Annotated in this window: 14 protein-coding genes; 10 read left to right on the top strand and 4 right to left on the bottom strand. The window is 70.6% G+C overall.

Translation table 11 applies throughout. From position 1 onward, the window contains the following. The first annotated feature begins 105 nt into the window (after positions 1-105). From AB0I10_RS01145 to AB0I10_RS01165, 5 genes are all read left to right on the top strand, one after another. Positions 106-3051 (top strand): BTAD domain-containing putative transcriptional regulator, encoded by a 2946-nt coding sequence (locus AB0I10_RS01145; RefSeq protein WP_363150170.1) that lies wholly within the window; start codon positions 106-108, stop codon positions 3049-3051. A gap of 369 nt (positions 3052-3420) precedes the next feature. Then, entirely contained in the window at positions 3421-3732 is a 312-nt protein-coding gene (locus AB0I10_RS01150; RefSeq protein ID WP_363150171.1) for a laminin G, read from the top strand. Positions 3733-4152: 420 nt separating this feature from the next. Then, the gene (locus tag AB0I10_RS01155; protein ID WP_363150172.1) at positions 4153-4359 is read left to right on the top strand and encodes a hypothetical protein; all 207 of its coding nucleotides are present in this window, start codon (positions 4153-4155) and stop codon (positions 4357-4359) included. 170 nt (positions 4360-4529) lie between these two features. Next, a complete protein-coding gene (locus tag AB0I10_RS01160; RefSeq protein ID WP_363150173.1) occupies positions 4530-6107 on the top strand; it encodes an AMP-binding protein in 1578 nt (525 codons plus the stop codon). 176 nt (positions 6108-6283) lie between these two features. Continuing rightward, on the top strand, positions 6284-6880 hold the full coding sequence (locus AB0I10_RS01165; protein ID WP_363150174.1) for a TIGR03086 family metal-binding protein: 597 nt from the start codon (positions 6284-6286) through the stop codon (positions 6878-6880). 477 nt (positions 6881-7357) lie between these two features. On the opposite strand, the gene AB0I10_RS01170 is transcribed toward AB0I10_RS01165, so the two are convergent. After that, on the bottom strand, positions 7358-8995 hold the full coding sequence (locus tag AB0I10_RS01170) for a FadD3 family acyl-CoA ligase (protein WP_363150175.1): 1638 nt from the start codon (positions 8993-8995) through the stop codon (positions 7358-7360). A gap of 105 nt (positions 8996-9100) precedes the next feature. On the opposite strand from AB0I10_RS01170, the gene AB0I10_RS01175 reads away from it, so the two are divergent. From AB0I10_RS01175 to AB0I10_RS01185, 3 genes are read left to right on the top strand one after another with little or no spacing between them, the layout of a single operon-like run. After that, positions 9101-10252, top strand: a complete 1152-nt coding sequence (locus AB0I10_RS01175; RefSeq protein ID WP_363150176.1) for a lipid-transfer protein — start codon at positions 9101-9103, stop codon at positions 10250-10252. Between the two features lie 36 nt (positions 10253-10288). After that, positions 10289-10771, top strand: a complete 483-nt coding sequence (locus tag AB0I10_RS01180; RefSeq protein ID WP_363150410.1) for an OB-fold domain-containing protein — start codon at positions 10289-10291, stop codon at positions 10769-10771. Then, positions 10768-11553, top strand: coding sequence for an enoyl-CoA hydratase/isomerase family protein (locus AB0I10_RS01185; RefSeq protein ID WP_363150177.1), 786 nt, complete (start codon positions 10768-10770; stop codon positions 11551-11553). Before AB0I10_RS01180 ends, AB0I10_RS01185 begins: the two co-directional genes overlap by 4 nt. Before the next feature lie 71 nt (positions 11554-11624). Here AB0I10_RS01185 and AB0I10_RS01190 read toward each other — a convergent pair whose 3' ends face one another. Beyond that, on the bottom strand, positions 11625-12167 hold the full coding sequence (locus AB0I10_RS01190) for a hypothetical protein (protein WP_363150178.1): 543 nt from the start codon (positions 12165-12167) through the stop codon (positions 11625-11627). Between the two features lie 198 nt (positions 12168-12365). On the opposite strand from AB0I10_RS01190, the gene AB0I10_RS01195 reads away from it, so the two are divergent. After that, positions 12366-13055: a hypothetical protein gene (locus AB0I10_RS01195; protein WP_363150179.1), complete on the top strand. Its 690-nt coding sequence runs from the start codon at positions 12366-12368 to the stop codon at positions 13053-13055. A 34-nt stretch (positions 13056-13089) separates the two neighbouring features. Here the strand turns inward: AB0I10_RS01195 and AB0I10_RS01200 are convergent, their stop codons facing one another. Further along, on the bottom strand, positions 13090-15792 hold the full coding sequence (locus AB0I10_RS01200) for a PQQ-binding-like beta-propeller repeat protein (RefSeq protein ID WP_363150180.1): 2703 nt from the start codon (positions 15790-15792) through the stop codon (positions 13090-13092). A gap of 906 nt (positions 15793-16698) precedes the next feature. Here AB0I10_RS01200 and AB0I10_RS01205 point away from each other — a divergent pair. After that, the gene (locus AB0I10_RS01205) at positions 16699-17346 is read left to right on the top strand and encodes a TetR family transcriptional regulator (RefSeq protein ID WP_363150181.1); all 648 of its coding nucleotides are present in this window, start codon (positions 16699-16701) and stop codon (positions 17344-17346) included. A 37-nt stretch (positions 17347-17383) separates the two neighbouring features. Here the strand turns inward: AB0I10_RS01205 and AB0I10_RS01210 are convergent, their stop codons facing one another. After that, positions 17384-18667: a transposase gene (locus AB0I10_RS01210; protein WP_363150182.1), complete on the bottom strand. Its 1284-nt coding sequence runs from the start codon at positions 18665-18667 to the stop codon at positions 17384-17386. Positions 18668-18756: the final 89 nt, after the last annotated feature.

Genomic DNA, 18756 nt, shown 5'->3' on the forward strand with positions numbered 1-18756 from the left:
TAAGGGGCTGCGACAAGGCAGACTGACCGTTGCACACGGTGAACCGACGTGAACGCAGTGCGCGATGCGAACAGCACAAACGGACAGCACAGGGCAGGGGGAGACATGGACGACGGTCCGGGGCAGGGGCGGGAGCAGCTCCGCTTCTCCGTGCTCGGCCCCGTGCGGGCTTGGCGCGGCGAAACGCCGCTGGCTGCGGGTTCGCCGCAGCAGCGGGCACTGCTCGCCGGACTGCTGTTGCGCGGCGGGCATACCGCCACCGCAGCCGAACTCGTCGACGCCCTATGGGGCGAGGAACCGCCGCACGCCGCGCTCGCCGCCCTGCGGACGTACGCCTCCCGGCTCCGCAAAGCGCTGGGCGACGACGCCGCCGTCCTGGTCAGCGAGTCCGGCGGCTACGCGATCCGGTCGGTGGACGGCCTGCCTCTGGATCTCGACCACGACCACGCCGAGCAGTACGCGGCCGAGGCCGAGAAGGCGAAGGCCGCCGGCGACCGGTGCCGCGCCCGCGAACTCCTCGACGCCGCGCTGGCGCTGTGGGACGGCGAGCCGCTGGCCGGCCTCGCCGGTCCGTACGCGGACACCCAGCGCACCCGCCTCGACGAGTGGCGGCTGTCCCTGATGGAGACCCGGCTCGAACTCGACCTGGAGGTGGGCTGCCATGCCGAGGCGGTGTCGGAACTGACCGCCCTCACCGCGGCCCACCCGCTGCGCGAACGGCTGCGCGAACTCCTGATGCTGGCCCTGTACCGCAGCGGGCGGCAGGCCGAGGCACTCGCCGTCTACGCCGACACCCGGCAGCTGCTCGATGACGAACTGGGTGTGGACCCTCGCGCGTCGCTGTCCGAACTCCATCAACGGATCCTGCAGGCGGACCCTGAGCTGGACGCGCCGGCCACGGCCCGGGACGGACAAGGCGGCTCCAGCGAGCCGGCCTTCGTACGCCCGCAGCAACTGCCCGCCACCGTCGCGGACTTCACGGGCCGCACCACCTTCGTGGCCGAACTGAGCGAGCAACTCGCCACCGCCGAGGGGCGCGTCATGGCCGTCTCCGCGCTGACCGGCATCGGCGGCGTGGGCAAGACCACGCTCGCCGTCCACGTCGCGCACGCCGCGCACAAGCACTTCCCCGACGGGCAGCTGTACGTCGACCTCCAGGGCGCGGGTCACTCCCCGTCCGATCCGGAAGCGGTCCTGGGCGCCTTTCTGCGCGCCCTGGGTACCCCCGACGCCTCGATCCCCAACGGTGTCGAGGAGCGCGCCGCGCTCTACCGCTCGTCCCTCGCGGGGCGCCGCATACTCGCCCTGCTCGACAACGCCCGCGACGCCGCCCAGGTCCGCCCGCTGCTGCCCGGCACAGAGGGCTGCGCCGCGCTGATCACCAGCCGCGCCCGCATGATCGATCTGGCCGGGGCGCACCTCGTCGACCTCGATGTCATGAGCCCCGACGAAGCCTTCACCCTCTTCACCCTCATCGTCGGCGAGGAACGGGTGAACGCCGAACGCGAGGCGTCGATGGACGTGGTCGGCGCCTGCGGGTTCCTCCCGCTGGCCATCCGCATCGCCGCCTCTCGGCTGGCCTCCCGCCGCACCTGGACGGTGTCCGTACTCGCCCGCAAACTCGCCGATGAGCGCCGCCGCCTGGACGAACTCCGGGCCGGCGATCTCGCCGTCAAGGCCACGTTCGAGCTGGGCTACGGCCAGCTCGAACCCCAGCAGGCGCGGGCCTTCCGGTTGCTGGGACTGGCCGACGGCCCGGACATCTCGCTGGCGGCGGCCGCCGCACTCCTCGACATGGACACCGACAGGGCCGAGAGCCTCCTCGAATCCCTCGTCGACACCTCGCTGCTGGAATCCGCGGCCCCCGGCCGCTACCGCTTCCACGACCTCGTACGCCTCTACGCCCGCTCCTGCGCGGAACGCGACGAGCAGCCGCCGGCGGAGCGCGACGCGGCACTGTCGCGCCTGCTGGACTTCTACCTGGCGACGGCCGCGCACATGTACACCCTGGAGCGTCCGGGTGACCGTCTCGTCGACCACATGGAGACCCCGAACTACCCCGGCCTGGTCTTCACGGACCGCTCGGAGGCGTTGAGCTGGCTGTTCAGCGAGACCAGGTGCCTGATCGCCTGCGCGCTGCAGAACACCGGGGAGGGCGCACTGCGGCGGGCCGTGGATCTGCTGCTGCTCACCAGGGACATGGCCGAGTCCGGTGCCAACAACCGGCAGTACGAACAGGCCAACCTCACCCTGCTCGCCGCCGCCCTGGAGGCCGACGACCAGCACGCGGCGGGGCGCGCGCACTGGCCGCTCGCGATCATCTACACCCAGCTGGGCAAGCTCAGCGAGGCCGATGAACACGCGAAGCTGGCCACCCTGCTGGGGCTCGCTGCCGGTGACTCGTTCTCCGCCGCCAACGGGCTCAACGACCGCGGCATCATCGCCAGCATCCAGCATCACCACGAGGAGGCGGAGGCCTATCTCAACCAGGCCCTCATCGCCTTCAGGGACAACGACAACAAGCAGTCCGAGGCGAGCGCGCTGTGCAACCTCTCCCGCGTCCACCTGGACACCGGGCGGGTGGACAGCGCGGTTGCTCTGGCCGAGAAGGCCGTGGCCCAGTACCAGGAAAGCGGCGCCTCACGCCGGATGGCCAACGGCCGCTACAACCTGGGCATGGCCCTCACACTGGCCAATCGGCTGGACGAGGCCACACAGCAACTGAGCGAGGCACTCATCGGTTTCCGCAACAGCCGGCAGCGGTTCTGGGAAGGCATGACGTACATCCGGCTGGCTGAGGTCGAACTGGCCGCCCGCCGGCCCGCGAAGGCCGCCAATTTCGCCGAGCAGGCACTCACCGCCCTCCGGGGCATCGGTGGAGACCGATGGCGCGCCAACGCCCTGACGACACTGGGCCATGCCCTGCGGCAAGTCGGGCACACCGGGCGGGCGAAGGTGTGCTGGCAGGAAGTCCTCTCCATCCACGAGCAGATGGGCCTGCCGATGGACAGCGAGGCACACAAACTGATCACGCCGGTCGCCGTCGCCTAATTCGGGGCGATGGCGCGGTCGGTCGCCGTCCGGGCCGGTTTCCGGGTCGCATCCGGGTTGGTAGCTGGGACTGCTTCTAGGGCTGTTTCTAGATCTGCTTCTGGGGCCGATTTCGGTGGACGTCCAGGTGAGCGTGCGTGTGCGCGCATGGTGAGCGTCTGGTCAAGGCCATAGGTCGCGGACGTTTATCGATCGTTCATCGCCAACCGCCAGTCTCTTACTCACCGAACCGTCGCCTCGGGGGGCAAGCGGCTCGGTGACCTGGCCCCACCGCTAAGGTGTTCGGCCCTGGTCCGCCCGTCCGGCGACCCACGGGGGAGTTGCCGGCCGGGTGGGCCGTTCAGCGCCCATACACAGGAGTTGACCACCGTGAGCAACGAGAACCAGGCACAAAAGCGCTCCGACAAGGACATCGTCAAGCCACTCGACAGTACGCGCCCTATCCAGCCGATGGACAGCACGCGCCCCATCCAGCCGATGGACAGCACCCGTCCCATCCAGCCGATGGACAGCACGCGCCCCATCCAGCCGATGGACAGCACCCGTCCCATCCAGCCCATGGACAGCACCCGCCCCATCGCCGACGGCGCGCTCACGCCGGACGAAGGCAGCCGTCCCGGTCCGGGCGAAGGCGCCCGCAAGGTGAAGGGCAAGCACGCTCGGGTCGCCGACCCCAAGTAGTAGGCGGTCGGCCGTAAGCGCCGGATGCAGAACCTCCCACTGAATCACGGGGATCCGGGGGGATCCACCGGGATGTCGGGGGATGCAGGGGGACCGGGAGGTTCTGAGGGGGATATCCGGATACCCGGGGGGGGGAAGTCCGGGGGGACTCGGGGGAGTTCGGGGGGACTCGGGGGATCTGGGGCCCGTCGGGACCGGTGTCGATGGCGACAAGGGGGGAGCCATCGAACCCGGTCCCTTCGGCATGCCGTTTGGCCGCCCTCCCCCCCATCAGCCATTCAGCCATTCAGTAGGCCGACATTGCCCAAAGCAACAGCAAATCGCCTCACAGGATGGCCATTTCAGGACACTCGGTCGAACATTTGCCCAATCAGCGGCTAGCTTTCTGCTGATAATCGACGCCCCTATCGAGGAGTTGGAATGAGCCGAACCAAGCGCACTCTCATGACGATTGCCATCGCAACCGCCGCCGCCGGCGCGGCGGCAGCGCCCGCCATGGCGGACAGCCACACACCGGGCCCGACCCCCGGCTTCAGCACCATGGACAGCCACACCCCGATATCCGGCGGCTTCATCACGCAGGACAGCCACACTCCGAACGCCCCGCGGAGCGCAGCCGCACGGTAAGCGGAAGTCCCACCCGCGTGGGGGCCGAGTCAGCGACTTGGCCCCCACGCGCATGCGCGGCCCCCAGCATCGGTCCACGGGCGCATTCGGCCATATCCCTATCCCTAGACCTGATGCACCGTCAGTTCTAGGCTTGCCGCTCCCGCTCGCTCGCAGCCAGGAGGCGCGCCGTGTTTGAGTCCGCTCGCATACAGACGCTCTGGGAACTGGTCGAGTACCGGGCGGAGGCCTCGCGCGGAGCACCGATGTTCTTCGACGGCGACGGGCGGACCGTGACCTTCGACGAGGTGCGGGACGAGGCGCTGCGGGTCGCGGCCGGATTCCGGGAGTTGGGGATCGGGGTCGGGACGCGGGTGGCGTGGCAGCTGCCGACGCGGATCGAGACGGTCATCGCGTCGATCGCACTGGCCCGGCTCGGCGCCGTACAGACGCCGGTCATTCATCTCCACCGGGAGCGCGAAGTCGGCTTCATCCTGGCCGAGTCGGCGGCCGAGTACGTTCTCGTACCGGGCATCTGGCGGGGGTTCGACTACTCCGCGATGGTCCGGAAGCTGGCCCGGGACGGGGTGCGGGTGATCTCGGTCGAGGGCGGGCTGCCGGTGGGTGATCCGGCCGTGGTGCCGGAGTTCGTGCCGGAGCGAGAGCGGGAGCAGGGGCGGGAGCCGAGACAGGGCCAGGACCGGCAGCGGGCCAGTTGGATCTACTACACATCGGGGACGACGTCCGCGCCCAAGGGCGTGGAGCATACGGACGCGACGCTGATCGCCGGTGGGGTAGGGCTGGCGACCGCGCTGGGGATGTCGGCGCAGGACGTCGGGTCGATCGCGTTTCCGTACGCACATATCGCGGGGCCCGACTATGTCATCGCGATGCTGGTGAGCGGGTTTCCGGCGGTGATCCTGGAGACGTTCACGGCGGCCGAAGCAGCGGATGCGTATGCACGCCGCGGGGTGACGATGGCCGGTGGTAGTACCGCCTTCTACCAGGCGTTTCTCGACGAGTCGCGGCGGCGGGCGGGCAGCGGCAGGCTGATTCCCTCGCTGCGGCTGCTGTCCGGTGGCGGGGCGCCGCTGCCGCCGGAGCTGTACGCGGCGGCCGGGCGGGAGCTGGAGTGCGCCATCGTGCACGGGTACGGGATGACGGAATGCCCGATGATCGCCATGGGGACGCCGTACGACAGTGACGAGCAGCTGTCGCGGACCGTCGGCAAGCCGGTGACGGGGGCGCGGGTCCGGATCACCCGGCCGGACGGGACAGAGGCCGGAACCGGGGAGTCCGGTGAGGTGACGCTCAAGGGCACCATGCTCTTCCGGGGGTACACCGACCCGGAGCTGACCGCCGGGGCCTTCGATGCCGACGGCTACTTCCGCACCGGTGACCTGGGGTATCTGCGGCCGGACGGGCATCTCGTCCTCACCGGGCGGCTCAAGGACATCATCATCCGCAAGGGCGAGAACATCTCGGCACAGGAGATCGAGGACCTGCTGCACACACATCCGGCGGTGGCGGAGGCGGCCGTGATCGGACTGCCGGACCGCGAGCGCGGCGAGCGGGTCTGCGCGGTGGTCACACTTGCCGATCCGGCGGCCCCGGCGCTCTCCCTGGCCGCCCTGACCAGCCATCTGCGGGCGGCCGGGCTGATGACGCAGAAGCTCCCGGAGCAGCTGGAGATCGCCGACGAGCTGCCGCGCGGCGGCCCGCTGAACAAGGTGCTGAAGACGGCGCTGCGGGAGCGGTACGCGGAGTAGCGGCGGATACCGCCGAGCGGGGTGGACGATGGGCGGCGTGGCGATGAGCCGCGTGGCGATGAGTTCCGGGCTGCGGAGGAGTCTTCACTGGGACGGAGGGTGCTGCCCGGCGGAGGGGCAGTGCCCGGCAGGGTCGGCCCCGTAGCGCCGCCCCGCAGGACGGAAGGAACCCTGACATGACCGAGATGATTGACTTCGCAGCGCAGACCCGGCTGGTGGCGCGGCTCGCGGAGCACACAGACGAGGCGCAGCTGGATGCGCCCACACCGTGCGAGAAGTACGCCGTACGCCACCTCCTAGGCCATCTCGTCGGGCTGAGCGGCGCCTTCCGGGACGCGGCGCGCAAGGAGCTCGGGCCGATGACCAGCACCGACCCCAGCGAAACGGTGCCCGATGTGGAGCCGGGCTGGCGCGCCGTGCTCAACCGGAACCTCGACGAGATGGCGGAGGCCTGGCGCGACCCGGACGCCTGGGAGGGCGAGACGCAGGCGGGCGGCATCCCCCTCCCCGGGGCCGTCGCGGGCCGGATCGCGCTGAACGAGCTCGTACTGCACGGCTGGGACCTGGCACGCGCCACGGGCCAGGAGTACGCGCCCGACGCGGCCGGCCTCGACGCCTCCTACGCGCTGCTCTCGTCGTGGGCCGGAGAAGAGGGGCGCGGGTCCCTGTTCGGGCCCGTGGTCCCGGTGCCGGAGGATGCGCCGCTTCTGGACCGGGTGGTGGCGCTCAGCGGGCGGCGGCCGAACTGGGCAGCGGCGGGGCGCGGCGAATGATCCAGGCCGACGGGGGTGTACGTCCGTTGCCGGTCCGCTGCGCCGGACGCTGCGCTTGGCGTGGGCCGACGAAGGGTGCCCGTACATTGCCGCGTGCGGCGTCGCGGGGCGCTGCGCTCGGCGTGGGCCGTACGTAGCCGGGTGCCGCGCCATTTCCGCCTGCGGTGCCGTCCGCTGCGCTCGGCGTGAGCCGACGAGGAGTGCTCGTACGCTTCGGAGTGCCGCGCCATTTTCGCCTGCGGTGCCGTTCGCTGCGCTCGGCGTGAGCCGACGAGGAGTGCTCGTACGCTTCGGAGTGCCGCGCCGTTTCGCCTGCGGTGCCGTTGCCGCTGCGCGGGGCGGTCGGGTGCGGTTCCGGGCCTCCGGACTTCGTCCTGCGGCCCGGCCCCTCCCGTGGGTGGGGGGTTGGGGAGGCCGGTGGGGGTGGGGGTTTCCTTCCCTCTTGGGGTGTGTGGGTGGGTAGGAAGCGGGCGCTGGTCACGCCCGTGTCGGGCCCGGGTTCCCCGTTCGCAGCCGGGTCTTGAGGACCTTGCCGCTGGCGTTGCGTGGGAGGCCGGTGACGAAGGTGACTTCCCGGGGGACCTTGTAGTTGGCCATTTCGCGGCGGGACCAGGCGATGAGGTCGTCGGCGGTGAGGGAGGAGCCGGCCCGCCGGACCGCATAGGCCTTGCCGACCTCGCCGAGGCGGGGGTCGGGTATGCCGATGACGGCGACATCGGCGATGTCCGGGTGACGGCCGAGGAGTTGCTCTATTTCGGCGGGGTAGGCGTTGAAGCCGCCGACGATGAACATGTCCTTGATGCGGTCGGTGATCCGGAGGTTGCCCGCCGCGTCGAGGACGCCGACGTCGCCGGTGCGCAGCCAGCCGTCGGCGGTGATCGCGCGGGCCGTACCGGCCGGGTCCTCGAAGTAGCCGGACATGACGTGGTAGCCACGGACCCGCACCTCACCCGGGTCGCCGGGTGCCATCGGGCGGTCCGCGGCGTCGACGACCTGGACCTCGGTGCCGGGGATGGCGCGGCCCGAGGTCGACGCAATGGCCTCAGGCGGGTCGCCGCGGCGGCACATCGTGACGATGCCGGAGCTCTCGGAAAGGCCGTATGCCGTGAGGACGGTGGATATTCTCAGCTCGCTGCGTAGGCGTTCGACCAGCTCCAGGGGGACGACGGCGGCGCCGGTGACCACGAGGCGCAAGGCGGAGAGGTCGTGCAGGGCGCGCGCGGGGTGGTCGAGGATCTGCTGGAGGAGGGTGGGCGGACCGGGGAGTACGGAGATCCGCTCGGCGGCGATGTTGGCGAGCGCGGTCTCCACGCTGAAGACCGGCTGGGGGATCATCGTCGCGCCGCGGAGGAGGCAGGCGATGATGCCGGCCTTGTAGCCGAAGGTGTGGAAGAACGGGTTGACGATGAGGTAGCGGTCGCCCTCCTGGAGGCCGGCCAGTTCGCTCCAGACGTCGTACGCACGCAGGGTCTGGGCGTGGCTGATCACGGCGCCCTTGGGATGGCCGGTAGTGCCGGAGGTGAAGATGATGTCCGAGGGGGCGTCGGGGCGGAGGGCGTCGGACCGGGCGCGGACCGTCTCCGCGGCCACCGCCTCACCGGTGGCCAGGAAGTCCTTCCAGGTGACGAAGTCGGCGGGGGCGTCGTCGGAGAGCACCACGACCTGTTCGAGGTGCGGCAGTCCGGGCAACGGGCCGTGGCCGGTGCCTTCCTGGGTGGCTCGGCGCAGTGAGGCGACGTAGGACGTGCCGAGGAAGGTGCCGGTGATGAAGAGGATCTTGGCGCGGGTGCGACGCAGGACATAGGCCGCCTCGGCGCCCTTGAACCGGGTGTTGACGGGGACCAGGACCGCGCCGGCCGTCACGGCGCCGAGGGCGGAGACGATCCAGTCGAGGGTGTTGGGCGCCCAGACGGCGATGCGGTCGCCGGGTGCGACGCCGGAGGCCACGCAGGCCGCCGCCGCTCGTTCGACCCGTTCGCCGAGCTCGGCGTACGACAGCCGGGTGCGGCCCTCGACCACGGCCTCCCTGGCGCCGTACCGCTCCGCGGCCGTACGCACCAGCCGGGGGATGGAGCCGTACTCCAGGTCCGCCCGTGTGTCCAGGTCACCGCGCATCGCACTGCCTCCCGTCAAAGAGCCGACCACTGCTAGCTGACTGTCCGTCAGATTAGCGGTAGCCTCCTCGGCTGTCAGCATTGACGGCCCACCATGGAGGTGGCGATGGGGGCGACCCTCAAGGACGCTACGGCGATAGCCGGCATCGGACAGACTCCTTTTGCCAAGCAACTCCCGGAATCGGAAAAGGCTTTGGCCTGTCGGGCGATCGTCGCTGCGCTCGATGACGCCGGTATCACGCCGTCGGAGGTGGATGCCTTCGCCTCGTACACGATGGAGGAGACCGACGAGGTCGAGATCGCCAAGGCCATCGGCGCCGGCGATGTCACCCACTTCTCCAAGGTCGGCTACGGAGGCGGCGGTTCCTGCGCGACGGTGGCCCATCTGGCCGCCGCCATCGCCACCGGGCAGGCGAACGTCGGGGTCGCCTGGCGCTCCCGCAAACGCGGCTCCGGGCCCCGGCCCTGGAAGAACACCCAGGTGCAGCTGCCCACGCCGGGACAGTGGACGCGGCCCTTCGGACTGCTGCGCCCCGCCGACGAGATCGGCATGCTGGCCCGCCGCTATATGCACGAATACGGCGCCACACGGGACCATCTCTTCAACGTCGCGCTCGCCTGTCGCAACCGCGCCAACCAGAACCCGGCCGCGATCATGTACGACCGTCCGCTGACCCGCGAGATGTATATGACCGCCCGCTGGATCAGCGAGCCGCTCTGCCTCTTCGACAACTGCCTGGAGACGGACGGGGCGCTGGCCTGTGTCGTGGTCTCCGCCGAGCGCGCCCGCGACTGCCGCCACAAGCCCGCCTACATCCACTCCGCGGCCCAGGGCCTGCCCGCCCAGCACCACGGCATGGTCAACTACTGGAACGACGACCCGCTCACCGGCCCCGCCTGGACCGCCGCCCGGCACCTGTGGAAGGGCGCCGACCTCGGACCGCAGGACATCGACGTGGCACAGATCTATGACGCGTTCACCCCCCTGATCCCCCTCTCCCTGGAGGGCTACGGCTTCTGCGGGCGCGGCGAGGGCGCGGCCTTCACCGAGGGCGGAGCTCTGGAGATCGGCGGCCGGCTGCCCCTCAACACCGGTGGCGGCGGCCTCTCGGAGGCGTACGTCCACGGCTTCAACCTCATCACCGAAGGCGTCAAGCAGCTGCGCGGCACCAGCACCGCGCAGGTCCCGGACGCCGCCACCTGCCTGGTCACCGCGGGCGAGGGCGTACCCACCTCGGCCCTGCTGCTGAGGAGTTGACGTGCGATGACCGACCGTGAATCCGCTCGTGGGTCCATGGAAGTAAGCGTGACACCCGCCACTGACAATCGGCCCGAGACCGTCACTGAGCTGCTGGTTCCCGTCCCCGACGAGGACGGCGCGGCGTTCTGGGCGTACGCGGCGAAGGGCGAACTCCGCATCCAGGCCTGCTCCGGCTGCGAAGAGCTGCGCTTCCCGCCGCGTCCCTGCTGCCCGCACTGCCAGACCTTCGACAGCCACTGGCAGCGGATGTCCGGCCGGGGCCGCATCTGGTCCTTCGTCGTACCGCACCCGCCGCTGCTGCCCGCGTACGCCGCCCAGTCGCCGTACAACGCGATCATCGTGGAGCTCGCCGAGGCCCCGCGTATCCGCCTCGTCGGCAACCTCGTCGCCTCGGCCGACGCCGGCCTGGACTCCGTCGACCCGGCGCGGCTGCGGATCGGTGCCCCGGTGAAGGTCGCGTTCCACACCATGCCCGGGGGCACGACCGTCCCCCGCTGGCTCCTGGAGCGGCCATGACGGTCCGCAGGGAGGTCGAGGACGGGGTCGCGCTGGTCACCCTCGACCGACCCGAGCGGCACAACGCCATCGACCTCGGCACCGCCGACGAACTCGCCGCCGTCTGGCGCGAGTTCCGCTTCGACGACACCGTACGGGCCGCGGTGGTCACCGGCGCCGGCGGCCGGGCCTTCTGCACCGGCATCGACCGCTCCGTGGACGTCCCGCAGCCCGCCTCCCCCTACTCCCTCGACGACCCGATGATCCGCATCGGCCCGAAGGCCAACGACCTCTGGAAGCCGGTCGTCGCCGCGGTGGACGGAATGGCCTGCGGCGGCGCCTTCTACCTCCTGGGCGAGGCCGAGTTCATCGTCGCCTCCGAGAACTCCACGTTCTTCGACCCGCACACCACCTACGGGATGGTCAGCGCCTACGAGGCCATCCACATGGCGCAGCGGATGCCCTTGGGGGAGGTCGCCAGGATGTCCCTGATGGGGACGGCGGAGCGACTGGGGGCGCCGCGCGCGTACGAGATCGGTCTGGTCTCCGAGCTGACCGCGCCCGGTGCCGCGACCGAGGCGGCGCTGCGCTGCGCGGCCGTGCTCGCCGCACAGCCGACGGAGGCGGTCCAAGGCACCGTACGGGCTCTCTGGGCCGCCAAGGAAGCGGCCAGGTCGCAGGCGCTGACGCACGCCCCGCAGCTGATCGCGCTGGGCAGTCTGCCGCCGGACCGCCAGGCGGAGCTGTTCGCCGCCCGGAAACGGGACGTCGGGCGAGCGCCGGAGGACATCAGGGTGCGGTGACCCGCGCGCTCCGGGGCGCCCCTGAAACAGCGCGACGCCTCACATACGCGACGCCTCACACACAGGACGCCTCACATACGGGACTTCTGCGCCTCGGAGATCTCGCAGGTGAACCAGAACCGCGCGAACGTGGACTGGTTGACGGTGTACTCGGCGGTGTACTCCTCGGTCTCGCCGGGCGACACGACGATGGACCGCTCGTGCTGCCCGTACATCGTGCCGTCGGCCGGCTTGTCCTTCATCCAGCGGACGTCCATGTCGTAGGAGTAGGAGTCGGACGTCGACGGGTTGGTGATGGAGACCGTGTACGTGAACTTGTGCAGCGTCTCCGAGAAGTCGCAGTTGCTGGCGTTGACGTCCGACCGGCCGTCCGGGTCGTAGGACTCCTCGGTCGGCGACGGTGACGGCGAGTACGTGTCCGACGGGTAGCCCGTCGGGTCGCCCAGGCTGTACGTGTCCGTGGGGCTCGGCAGGGGCGGTTTGGGGGCGCTGGGGAACGCGCAGCCACCGACCGTGGTGACCGTGGCCAGCGCCAGTCCGGCCGCGGCGAGCGCCCGGGTGCCCGTACGGGTGGTCATGCGGGTGCCGATGCCTGTGCGCATGCGCTGCTTCATTCGCCTGTCCATCCCCCGTGGAAACGTTCTGTGCCACACCGTTGACGCGTGCACGGCACCCTAGCAAGCCTGGGTGACAACCCGAATGCCGCCCAGGGTGGCGGACACCCACGGGGCGTGCTTGCCTCGCGGGCGCTGACCGTCAGGCGTAGCGTCGGTCACGGAGGACGTCAGACGACTCGAAGCGAGGCGACGCCTGTGGTGCGCAACGTAGTCGGATCCCTGATCGCCCTCGCTGGAGCGGCGGCCGCCGTCTGGAGCCCCTTCCGTCCCTGGTACGACGGCCGTCACGGGCGCGATGTCCGGATCGAGGACCTCTTCAACAACATCACCGACAACAAGGCCATGCTCTTCAGCTCCCTCTTCCTCCCCATGGCCTTTGCCGCCCTGGCGGCCCTGATCGGGGTCGCGCTGCGCTCGCGGTTGCTGGTCTCCCTCGCGGGCCTGGTGGTGCTCGGCTTCACCGTCTTGTGGATGGTCCGCCAGGGGCAGGGCGCGGGTGAGCTCACCGCCGGTACGCACGGTCTGGGCGTGGGCGCCGCCTGCGCGCTGGGCGGCGGGGCGCTGCTGTTGCTCGGCGCCCTGGTCATGTCGGGCCGGGGCCGCCTCGTACGCGATCGCCGGGACGACCGGCTCTACGACGACGGGTACGGGCACTTCGACGAGTACGAAGAGCCGGAGCCCACCAGGCCGGCCCCGCCCGAACCGTTCGACCCGGAGCACCCGGTGCCCCGGGAGTGGCAATCGGAGCCGTACGGGGGCTCGCACGCGCAGGGCCCGCCACAACAGCAGCAGCATCCGACGCGGCCGATGCACCGCCAACCCCCGGTGGAGTGGGGCAAGGAGCGACCGGCCCACCCCCAACAACCCCGGGACGACCGGGAGTAGCACTCACTCCCGGCTCACGGCATCGCCGGTCCCGTTACGGCCGCCGCGCCAGCCCCGTCCCCTTCGCCGCGTCCAGCGCGTACACACAACGGTCCTTGCTGCACGCGTAGACCACGCCGCCGACCGCCACCGGTGACCCGGTGATCTCGCCGCCGGTCGCCAGCTTCCAGCGCAGCTGCCCGCCCATCGCGTCCAGCGTGTACAGGCAGTGGTCGGCGGAGCCGAAGTGCACCCGGCCCTCCGCGACGACCGGTGCGCCCATCACCTCGGCGCCCGCCTGGAACCGCCAGCGCGGCGTGCCGGTCACCGCGTCCAGCGTGTAGAGCGCCTTGCCGCTGCCCAGATGGACCGCGCCATGCGCGACCAGCACCGGCTCGATGGACTGCCGCGCCTCGGTGGCGATCCGCCAGCGGTCGCGGCCGTCCGCCGGATCCAGTGCGTAGACCGTGCCGAGGTGGTCCGCCAGGTAGACCCCGCCGCCGGTGACGGCCGGGCCGGGGGCGAAAGCGGGCGGGCTGAGGAACACCGCGGGCGCCTCGAAGTGCCAGCGCACATCGCCGCGCGCGATATCGATGGCCAGCACCCGGGTACCGGCCACGACATAGACCACGCCGTCGGGCGCGGCCAGCAGCCGCATCGGCACCCCGCCGCAGGACGCCGCGTCGCCCACCGGATACGACCAGCGCTCGGCGCCGGTACGCGCCTCCAGCGCCTTCAGCCGCGCGTCGGCCCAGACGAACACCGTGCCGTCCTGCACCACGGGCGCGGCGTCGGGCGACTCGAAGTCGGTCTGGACACCGCCGATCTCCCACAGCAGTTCGCCGTTGGCGGCCTCCCACGCCTGGACGCCGCCGCCGCGCGTACTGGTGACGACGGTGCCGCGGTCGACGCTGAGGGCGTAGACCCAGCCCTCGGTGTTCAGCCGCCAGCGCTCGGTGCCGTCCACGGCGTCCAGGGCGTACAGGCTCGGACCGTCCGAGGCATGGATCCGGCCGTCCTCGACCGCCATCGCCCACGCGACATCGCGCGTCTTGAACCTGCGCCGGCCACTGGCCACATCCAGGGCGTGCACCTCGAACGACGTGACGTACAGCAGATCGTCGGCGACGACGGGGGTGCCCCACACATCGTTCGACATCCGGAACCGCCAGGGGCGCCAGCGGCCCGGTTCGGCGGCGGGCGGCTCGGGCGGCGCGTCATGCCGTGCCGCGCCGTGGCCGTCGCCCACCGGGGAGCCGTTGGCCGGCCCGCCCTGCTGCGGCACACCGGCCGCGGCGCCGCCTCCGGGCGGCCGTACCCAGTTCGTCGCGGCACCGGCCTGCCCGCGCGGCTGCGGGTCCCGGACGTCCCCGGCGCGCGGCCCTGGCCCTATCGGAGCGGGCGAGCCGGCCAGTCGTACGGGGCCGCCGGAGCCCTCCACGGGTGCGGACGGCGGGGCGGAGGCCAGCGCGGCGGCCGGGGACGGCGAGGAGACGGGCGGGGCCGCGGAGACCGGCGTCATCCGGGCCGTCGCGACGTCCGGGCCGAGCGACACCGCCTGCGGCATCGGCCCCGGGTTCGCGCCCCGGGGGTCGCCGCGGTGCGCACCGGGACCGGCGCCGACATGGCCGGGCCAGCCGGACTGCGCGGGGTCGGCGGCGCCCCTTGGTGCGCTCTCGGGCTGCGGAGGCGGCTGTACGGGCTGCGGCGCGGGCATCGGGGGCGCGGGTGGGGCCGGCGGTGCGGCGGGCGCCGGACGGCCCGCGCTGCGGCCGGACCCGGCGCGCTGGGTGTTCTTCGGGACGGTGGCGCGGCCGCCGCGCCGGCTCTCGATGAGCGCCACCGCGCCGGGCGGCAGCCAGGCCGAGGCCGTACCGCTGTCGTCGCTGCCGGAGCCGAAGAGATGCGGGGCGAGCTGTGACTGCAGATCGGCGGGGGACGGCCGGTGGGCCGCCTCCATCTGCATACAGGACTCCATCAGGGGACGCAGTTCGTCCGGCAGCCCTGCCAGGTCCGGGCCCTCGCGCAGCAGCATGAAGACCGTCTCGACGGGGTTGGCGCCGTGGAAGGGCGCATGCCCGGTGGCGGCGAAGACCAGCGTCGAGCCGAGGGAGAACACATCGCTGGCGCCGGTCACGCTGCGTGAGTCGCGGGCCTGCTCGGGCGACATGTAGGCCGGCGTGCCCACCGCCACGTTGGTCATCGTCAGCCGGGTGTTGGACACCCCGGAAGCGATACCGAAGTCGATCACCCGCGGGCCGTCCTCGACGACCAGGACGTTCGACGGCTTGAGGTCGCGGTGCACCAGGCCCGCGCCGTGGATGGACTGCAGCGCCTCGGCGATCCCGGCCGCCAGCCACCGCACCGCCTGGGCCGGCAGCGGCCCGCATTCATTGACTATTTCCTCAAGGGAGGGCGCGGGCACGTAGGCCGTCGCAAGCCACGGCACCGCCGCCCGCGGATCGGCGTCCACCACCGCGGCGGTGTAGAAGCCGCTGACCGCGCGGGCCGCCTCGACCTCGCGTGTGAAGCGGACCCGGAACAGCTGGTCCTCGGCGAGCTCCGTACGCACCGTCTTGATCGCCACGCGCCGGCCGGACGCCGAGCGCGCCAGATAGACCAGTCCCATGCCGCCGGCCCCGAGACGGCCGAGCACCTCGAACGGGCCGATCCGCCGGGGATCGTGCTGCGTCAGCTGCGTCAGCTGGTCCACCACTTGCCTGCCACCTCCCCGTGGGGCGTAAAAGAGACTCTCCATAGCCACGAGCCGCCGAGAGCCACTGCCCCGTGCAGCGCCTCACCGCCTGCGGCGAGGACTGTCAAAACGGCCGTACGAGTACTGATTCTTCCTGGCCGGGCCGACGGTTGCGAACCCGGGGCCTGCCCGTCGTGTCACGGATCACGCCGGGCAGTACGCACAGATGCCGTTACCTGGCGTAATGCACCCCCGTCTGACGTGCTCCGATGCGTCCGCCGACGGGCAGTCGCCGAGGGGTTACCGGCCAGTTGCTGCCTGTTCGCGGACGCCCGGTATCGCACGTATCGGATGCAGCGCAGGCATCTCACGTCGTGTACGCATCTCACGTACTGGACGCCCTGGCAGCGCTAAACCCGCGCCGCGCCCCGCCGCCACGGCCGGGCCGTCAGGCGTCCGTTCCCTACCCCTGTCGGTCATGCTGGTCATGCCATCCCCGCCATCGCCCGTCGCCTACCCATGCGCACACGGCATCCGCACCCGTACGCTCGCCCAATTCTGCGGTGCCGACGGCGATTTCGGCGTACGGACACCAGACATGGCGCCGTCATTGTCGGTCTCGTTGCCGGTGAAGACCGCGAACGGACCGCCGGGGTTCCGTTTTGGTCCGACGATGACACCGGGCCGGGGGCGATCACGGTACGCACTGGGGCGTTCGCGGCACTCAGAGGGGGCGCCCGCGTACCGACCGGCAGGGGGCGCGGTCCGCCACCCGCTTATCCACCAAAGTTGTCCACAGCCTGTTGATAAGACCATTCACCGGATCGGAGCAAACGGCGCTCCATCAATTCGGAGCCCTGCGCGAGGCCGCTACCAGCGCGATAACCGGGACCGAACGCCCCTAACTCCCGCATCCCCATTTGCAGGCAGCCAAATCGCGCTCCGATCACCCCTCGGTAAGCTGACGGCATGACAGGACAAGTGCGAACCGTCGACGGCAGAGTTGCCGGCCGCCGCGGACAGGCGACGCGGCAGAAGCTGCTCGACTGCCTCAGCGAAATGCTCAGTTCGTCCCCCTACCGGGACGTCAAAGTCATCGATGTGGCCCGAAAAGCGGGTACTTCACCCGCCACGTTCTATCAGTACTTCCCGGACGTGGAGGGCGCCGTCCTCGAAATCGCCGAGGAGATGGCCAAAGAAGGCGCAAATCTGACCGATCTCGTGGCCGGACGCTCCTGGGTGGGCAAGTCCGGCTGGCAGGCGGCGGAGGAGCTCGTCGACGGCTTTCTCTCCTTCTGGCGCAAGAACGACGCGATTCTGCGCGTCGTCGATCTGGGCGCCGCCGAGGGCGACAAGCGGTTCTACAAGATCCGCATGAAGATCCTCAACGCCGTCACCAACTCCCTTACGGACTCGATCCAGGAGCTCCAGAGCAAGAACAAGGTCGACAAGGACGTGAGCGCGGCCGCCATGGCCGGCTCGATCGTCGCCATGCTGGCGGCGGTCGCCGGGCACCAGAAGGGCTTCCAGAGCTGGGGCGTCAAGCAGACCGAGCTCAAGCCGAATCTGGCGCTGCTGGTGCACTTCGGCATCACGGGCAAGAAGCCGACGAAGTGACGAACCTCGCCCCTGTGAACGGGACGATTCCCTTTGGCTACCTGCGGGTGGCCAGTTGGGTTTCACGCGTCCGCCTCCCGCGCTGGGCGGGGACTCGCACCGCTGGGGTGCTGCGCGTGCTGTTGGTGACCGAGCCACCCGTCCGGCGGGCTCGGGCCTCGATCTCAAGCGAGGCATTGTGGTCGGCGTCGTCCTCGTGCCTGCAGTGGACACAGGAGAACAACCGACCGCATCCCTGACGGGATTCAGGATCGACCTTGCCGCAGGCTGCACAGGTCTGGGAGGTGTGGAACGCCGGCACCGCGACCAGCTTCGAGCCGTGCATACGGCACTTGTACTCAAGCTGCCGCCGCCGTTCGCCCGGAGCGTTGTCCAGTATCGACCGGTTGAGCCCGGCCTTCTGGCGGACCTTCGCACCTGGGTGCTCGACAGTGCCCTTCGCGCTCTTGGTCATGTTCTTCACGCGCAGGTCCTCGATGCCAACCATGCCGTGGCTTTTGGCAAGGTCGGTGGTCAGCTTGTGCGTGAAATCGGCACGGCGATTCGCCTGCCGGGTCTTGAGCCTGGCGATCTGGGTGATCGTCTTCCGCAGGCGGTTGCCGTACCGGCAGCCCGCGTGCTTCTTGGCGTAGGTGATCTGCCGGGCCTTGCGCTGTTCCAGGAACCGCAGCCGGACCTTCTCGCCCTTTGTCAGGGTGGGCGGCATACGGCGGGGCTCCGTCTCGGTGGAGACGTATGCCGACGCCGCCACGCCGAAGTCCACCCCGCAGGCAGGATTGCCGTTGGCAGCCTCGGGCTTGCGGCCGGTGTGCACGCCGAAGGAGACGTGCCAGCCGTTCCCGTCCCGGCTCACGGCAGCACTACGGATCGTGCCGCCGGTCGCGCGGGAGAGCCGGAACCTGACCCACCCAAGCTTCGGGAGCCGGACCTCGGCCCAGTGCCGGTTCAACTTCCGCACCGCGACCGCCTGACCAGGAAACGACACAGACAGCCGGTGGCCACGCTTCTTGAACGAGGGGAAACCGGCCGGGTGGTCCGGGTTCCAGAAGTTCGCATACGCAGCGTCCAGATGCCGCAGCACCTGCTGCGCGGACTGAGCGGGAAGATCAGCAACCCAGTTCAGTTCCTTACGAGCTTGGGTGAGATGCACGCCCTGACCAGCCAGGTTCAGTGTTTTCCCGCGCTGCTCGTAGGCGTAGATCCGCTGATGCAGAGCCATGTTCCACAAGGCCCGGCAGGTATGCCCCCACGCCGTCAGCCGAGCCCCAGCCTCGACCGTGGGATACAGCCGGTACCGACGACCCATATCAGCCTTCGGCATGCGGAACACACCACCTCAAATAGTGCGGAATCCAGCGATTATTCTATCGGCTCCGGTCGATCCAAGTAGCCTGGTCATGGCTGCAGTTA

The organism is Streptomyces sp. NPDC050636 (assembly GCF_040654775.1).
GTDB lineage: Bacteria > Actinomycetota > Actinomycetes > Streptomycetales > Streptomycetaceae > Streptomyces.

What these genes read in the sequence shown, in the direction of transcription:
- AB0I10_RS01145 (WP_363150170.1), top strand. Translation starts at nt 106, where the DNA reads ATGGACGACGGTCCGGGGCAGGGGCGGGAGCAGCTCCGCTTCTCCGTG.
- AB0I10_RS01155 (WP_363150172.1), top strand. Translation starts at nt 4,153, where the DNA reads ATGAGCCGAACCAAGCGCACTCTCATGACGATTGCCATCGCAACCGCC.
- AB0I10_RS01165 (WP_363150174.1), top strand. Translation starts at nt 6,284, where the DNA reads ATGACCGAGATGATTGACTTCGCAGCGCAGACCCGGCTGGTGGCGCGG.
- AB0I10_RS01170 (WP_363150175.1), bottom strand. Translation starts at nt 8,995, where the DNA reads ATGCGCGGTGACCTGGACACACGGGCGGACCTGGAGTACGGCTCCATC.
- AB0I10_RS01175 (WP_363150176.1), top strand. Translation starts at nt 9,101, where the DNA reads ATGGGGGCGACCCTCAAGGACGCTACGGCGATAGCCGGCATCGGACAG.
- AB0I10_RS01180 (WP_363150410.1), top strand. Translation starts at nt 10,289, where the DNA reads ATGGAAGTAAGCGTGACACCCGCCACTGACAATCGGCCCGAGACCGTC.
- AB0I10_RS01185 (WP_363150177.1), top strand. Translation starts at nt 10,768, where the DNA reads ATGACGGTCCGCAGGGAGGTCGAGGACGGGGTCGCGCTGGTCACCCTC.
- AB0I10_RS01190 (WP_363150178.1), bottom strand. Translation starts at nt 12,167, where the DNA reads ATGAAGCAGCGCATGCGCACAGGCATCGGCACCCGCATGACCACCCGT.
- AB0I10_RS01200 (WP_363150180.1), bottom strand. Translation starts at nt 15,792, where the DNA reads ATGGAGAGTCTCTTTTACGCCCCACGGGGAGGTGGCAGGCAAGTGGTG.
- AB0I10_RS01205 (WP_363150181.1), top strand. Translation starts at nt 16,699, where the DNA reads ATGACAGGACAAGTGCGAACCGTCGACGGCAGAGTTGCCGGCCGCCGC.
- AB0I10_RS01210 (WP_363150182.1), bottom strand. Translation starts at nt 18,667, where the DNA reads ATGCCGAAGGCTGATATGGGTCGTCGGTACCGGCTGTATCCCACGGTC.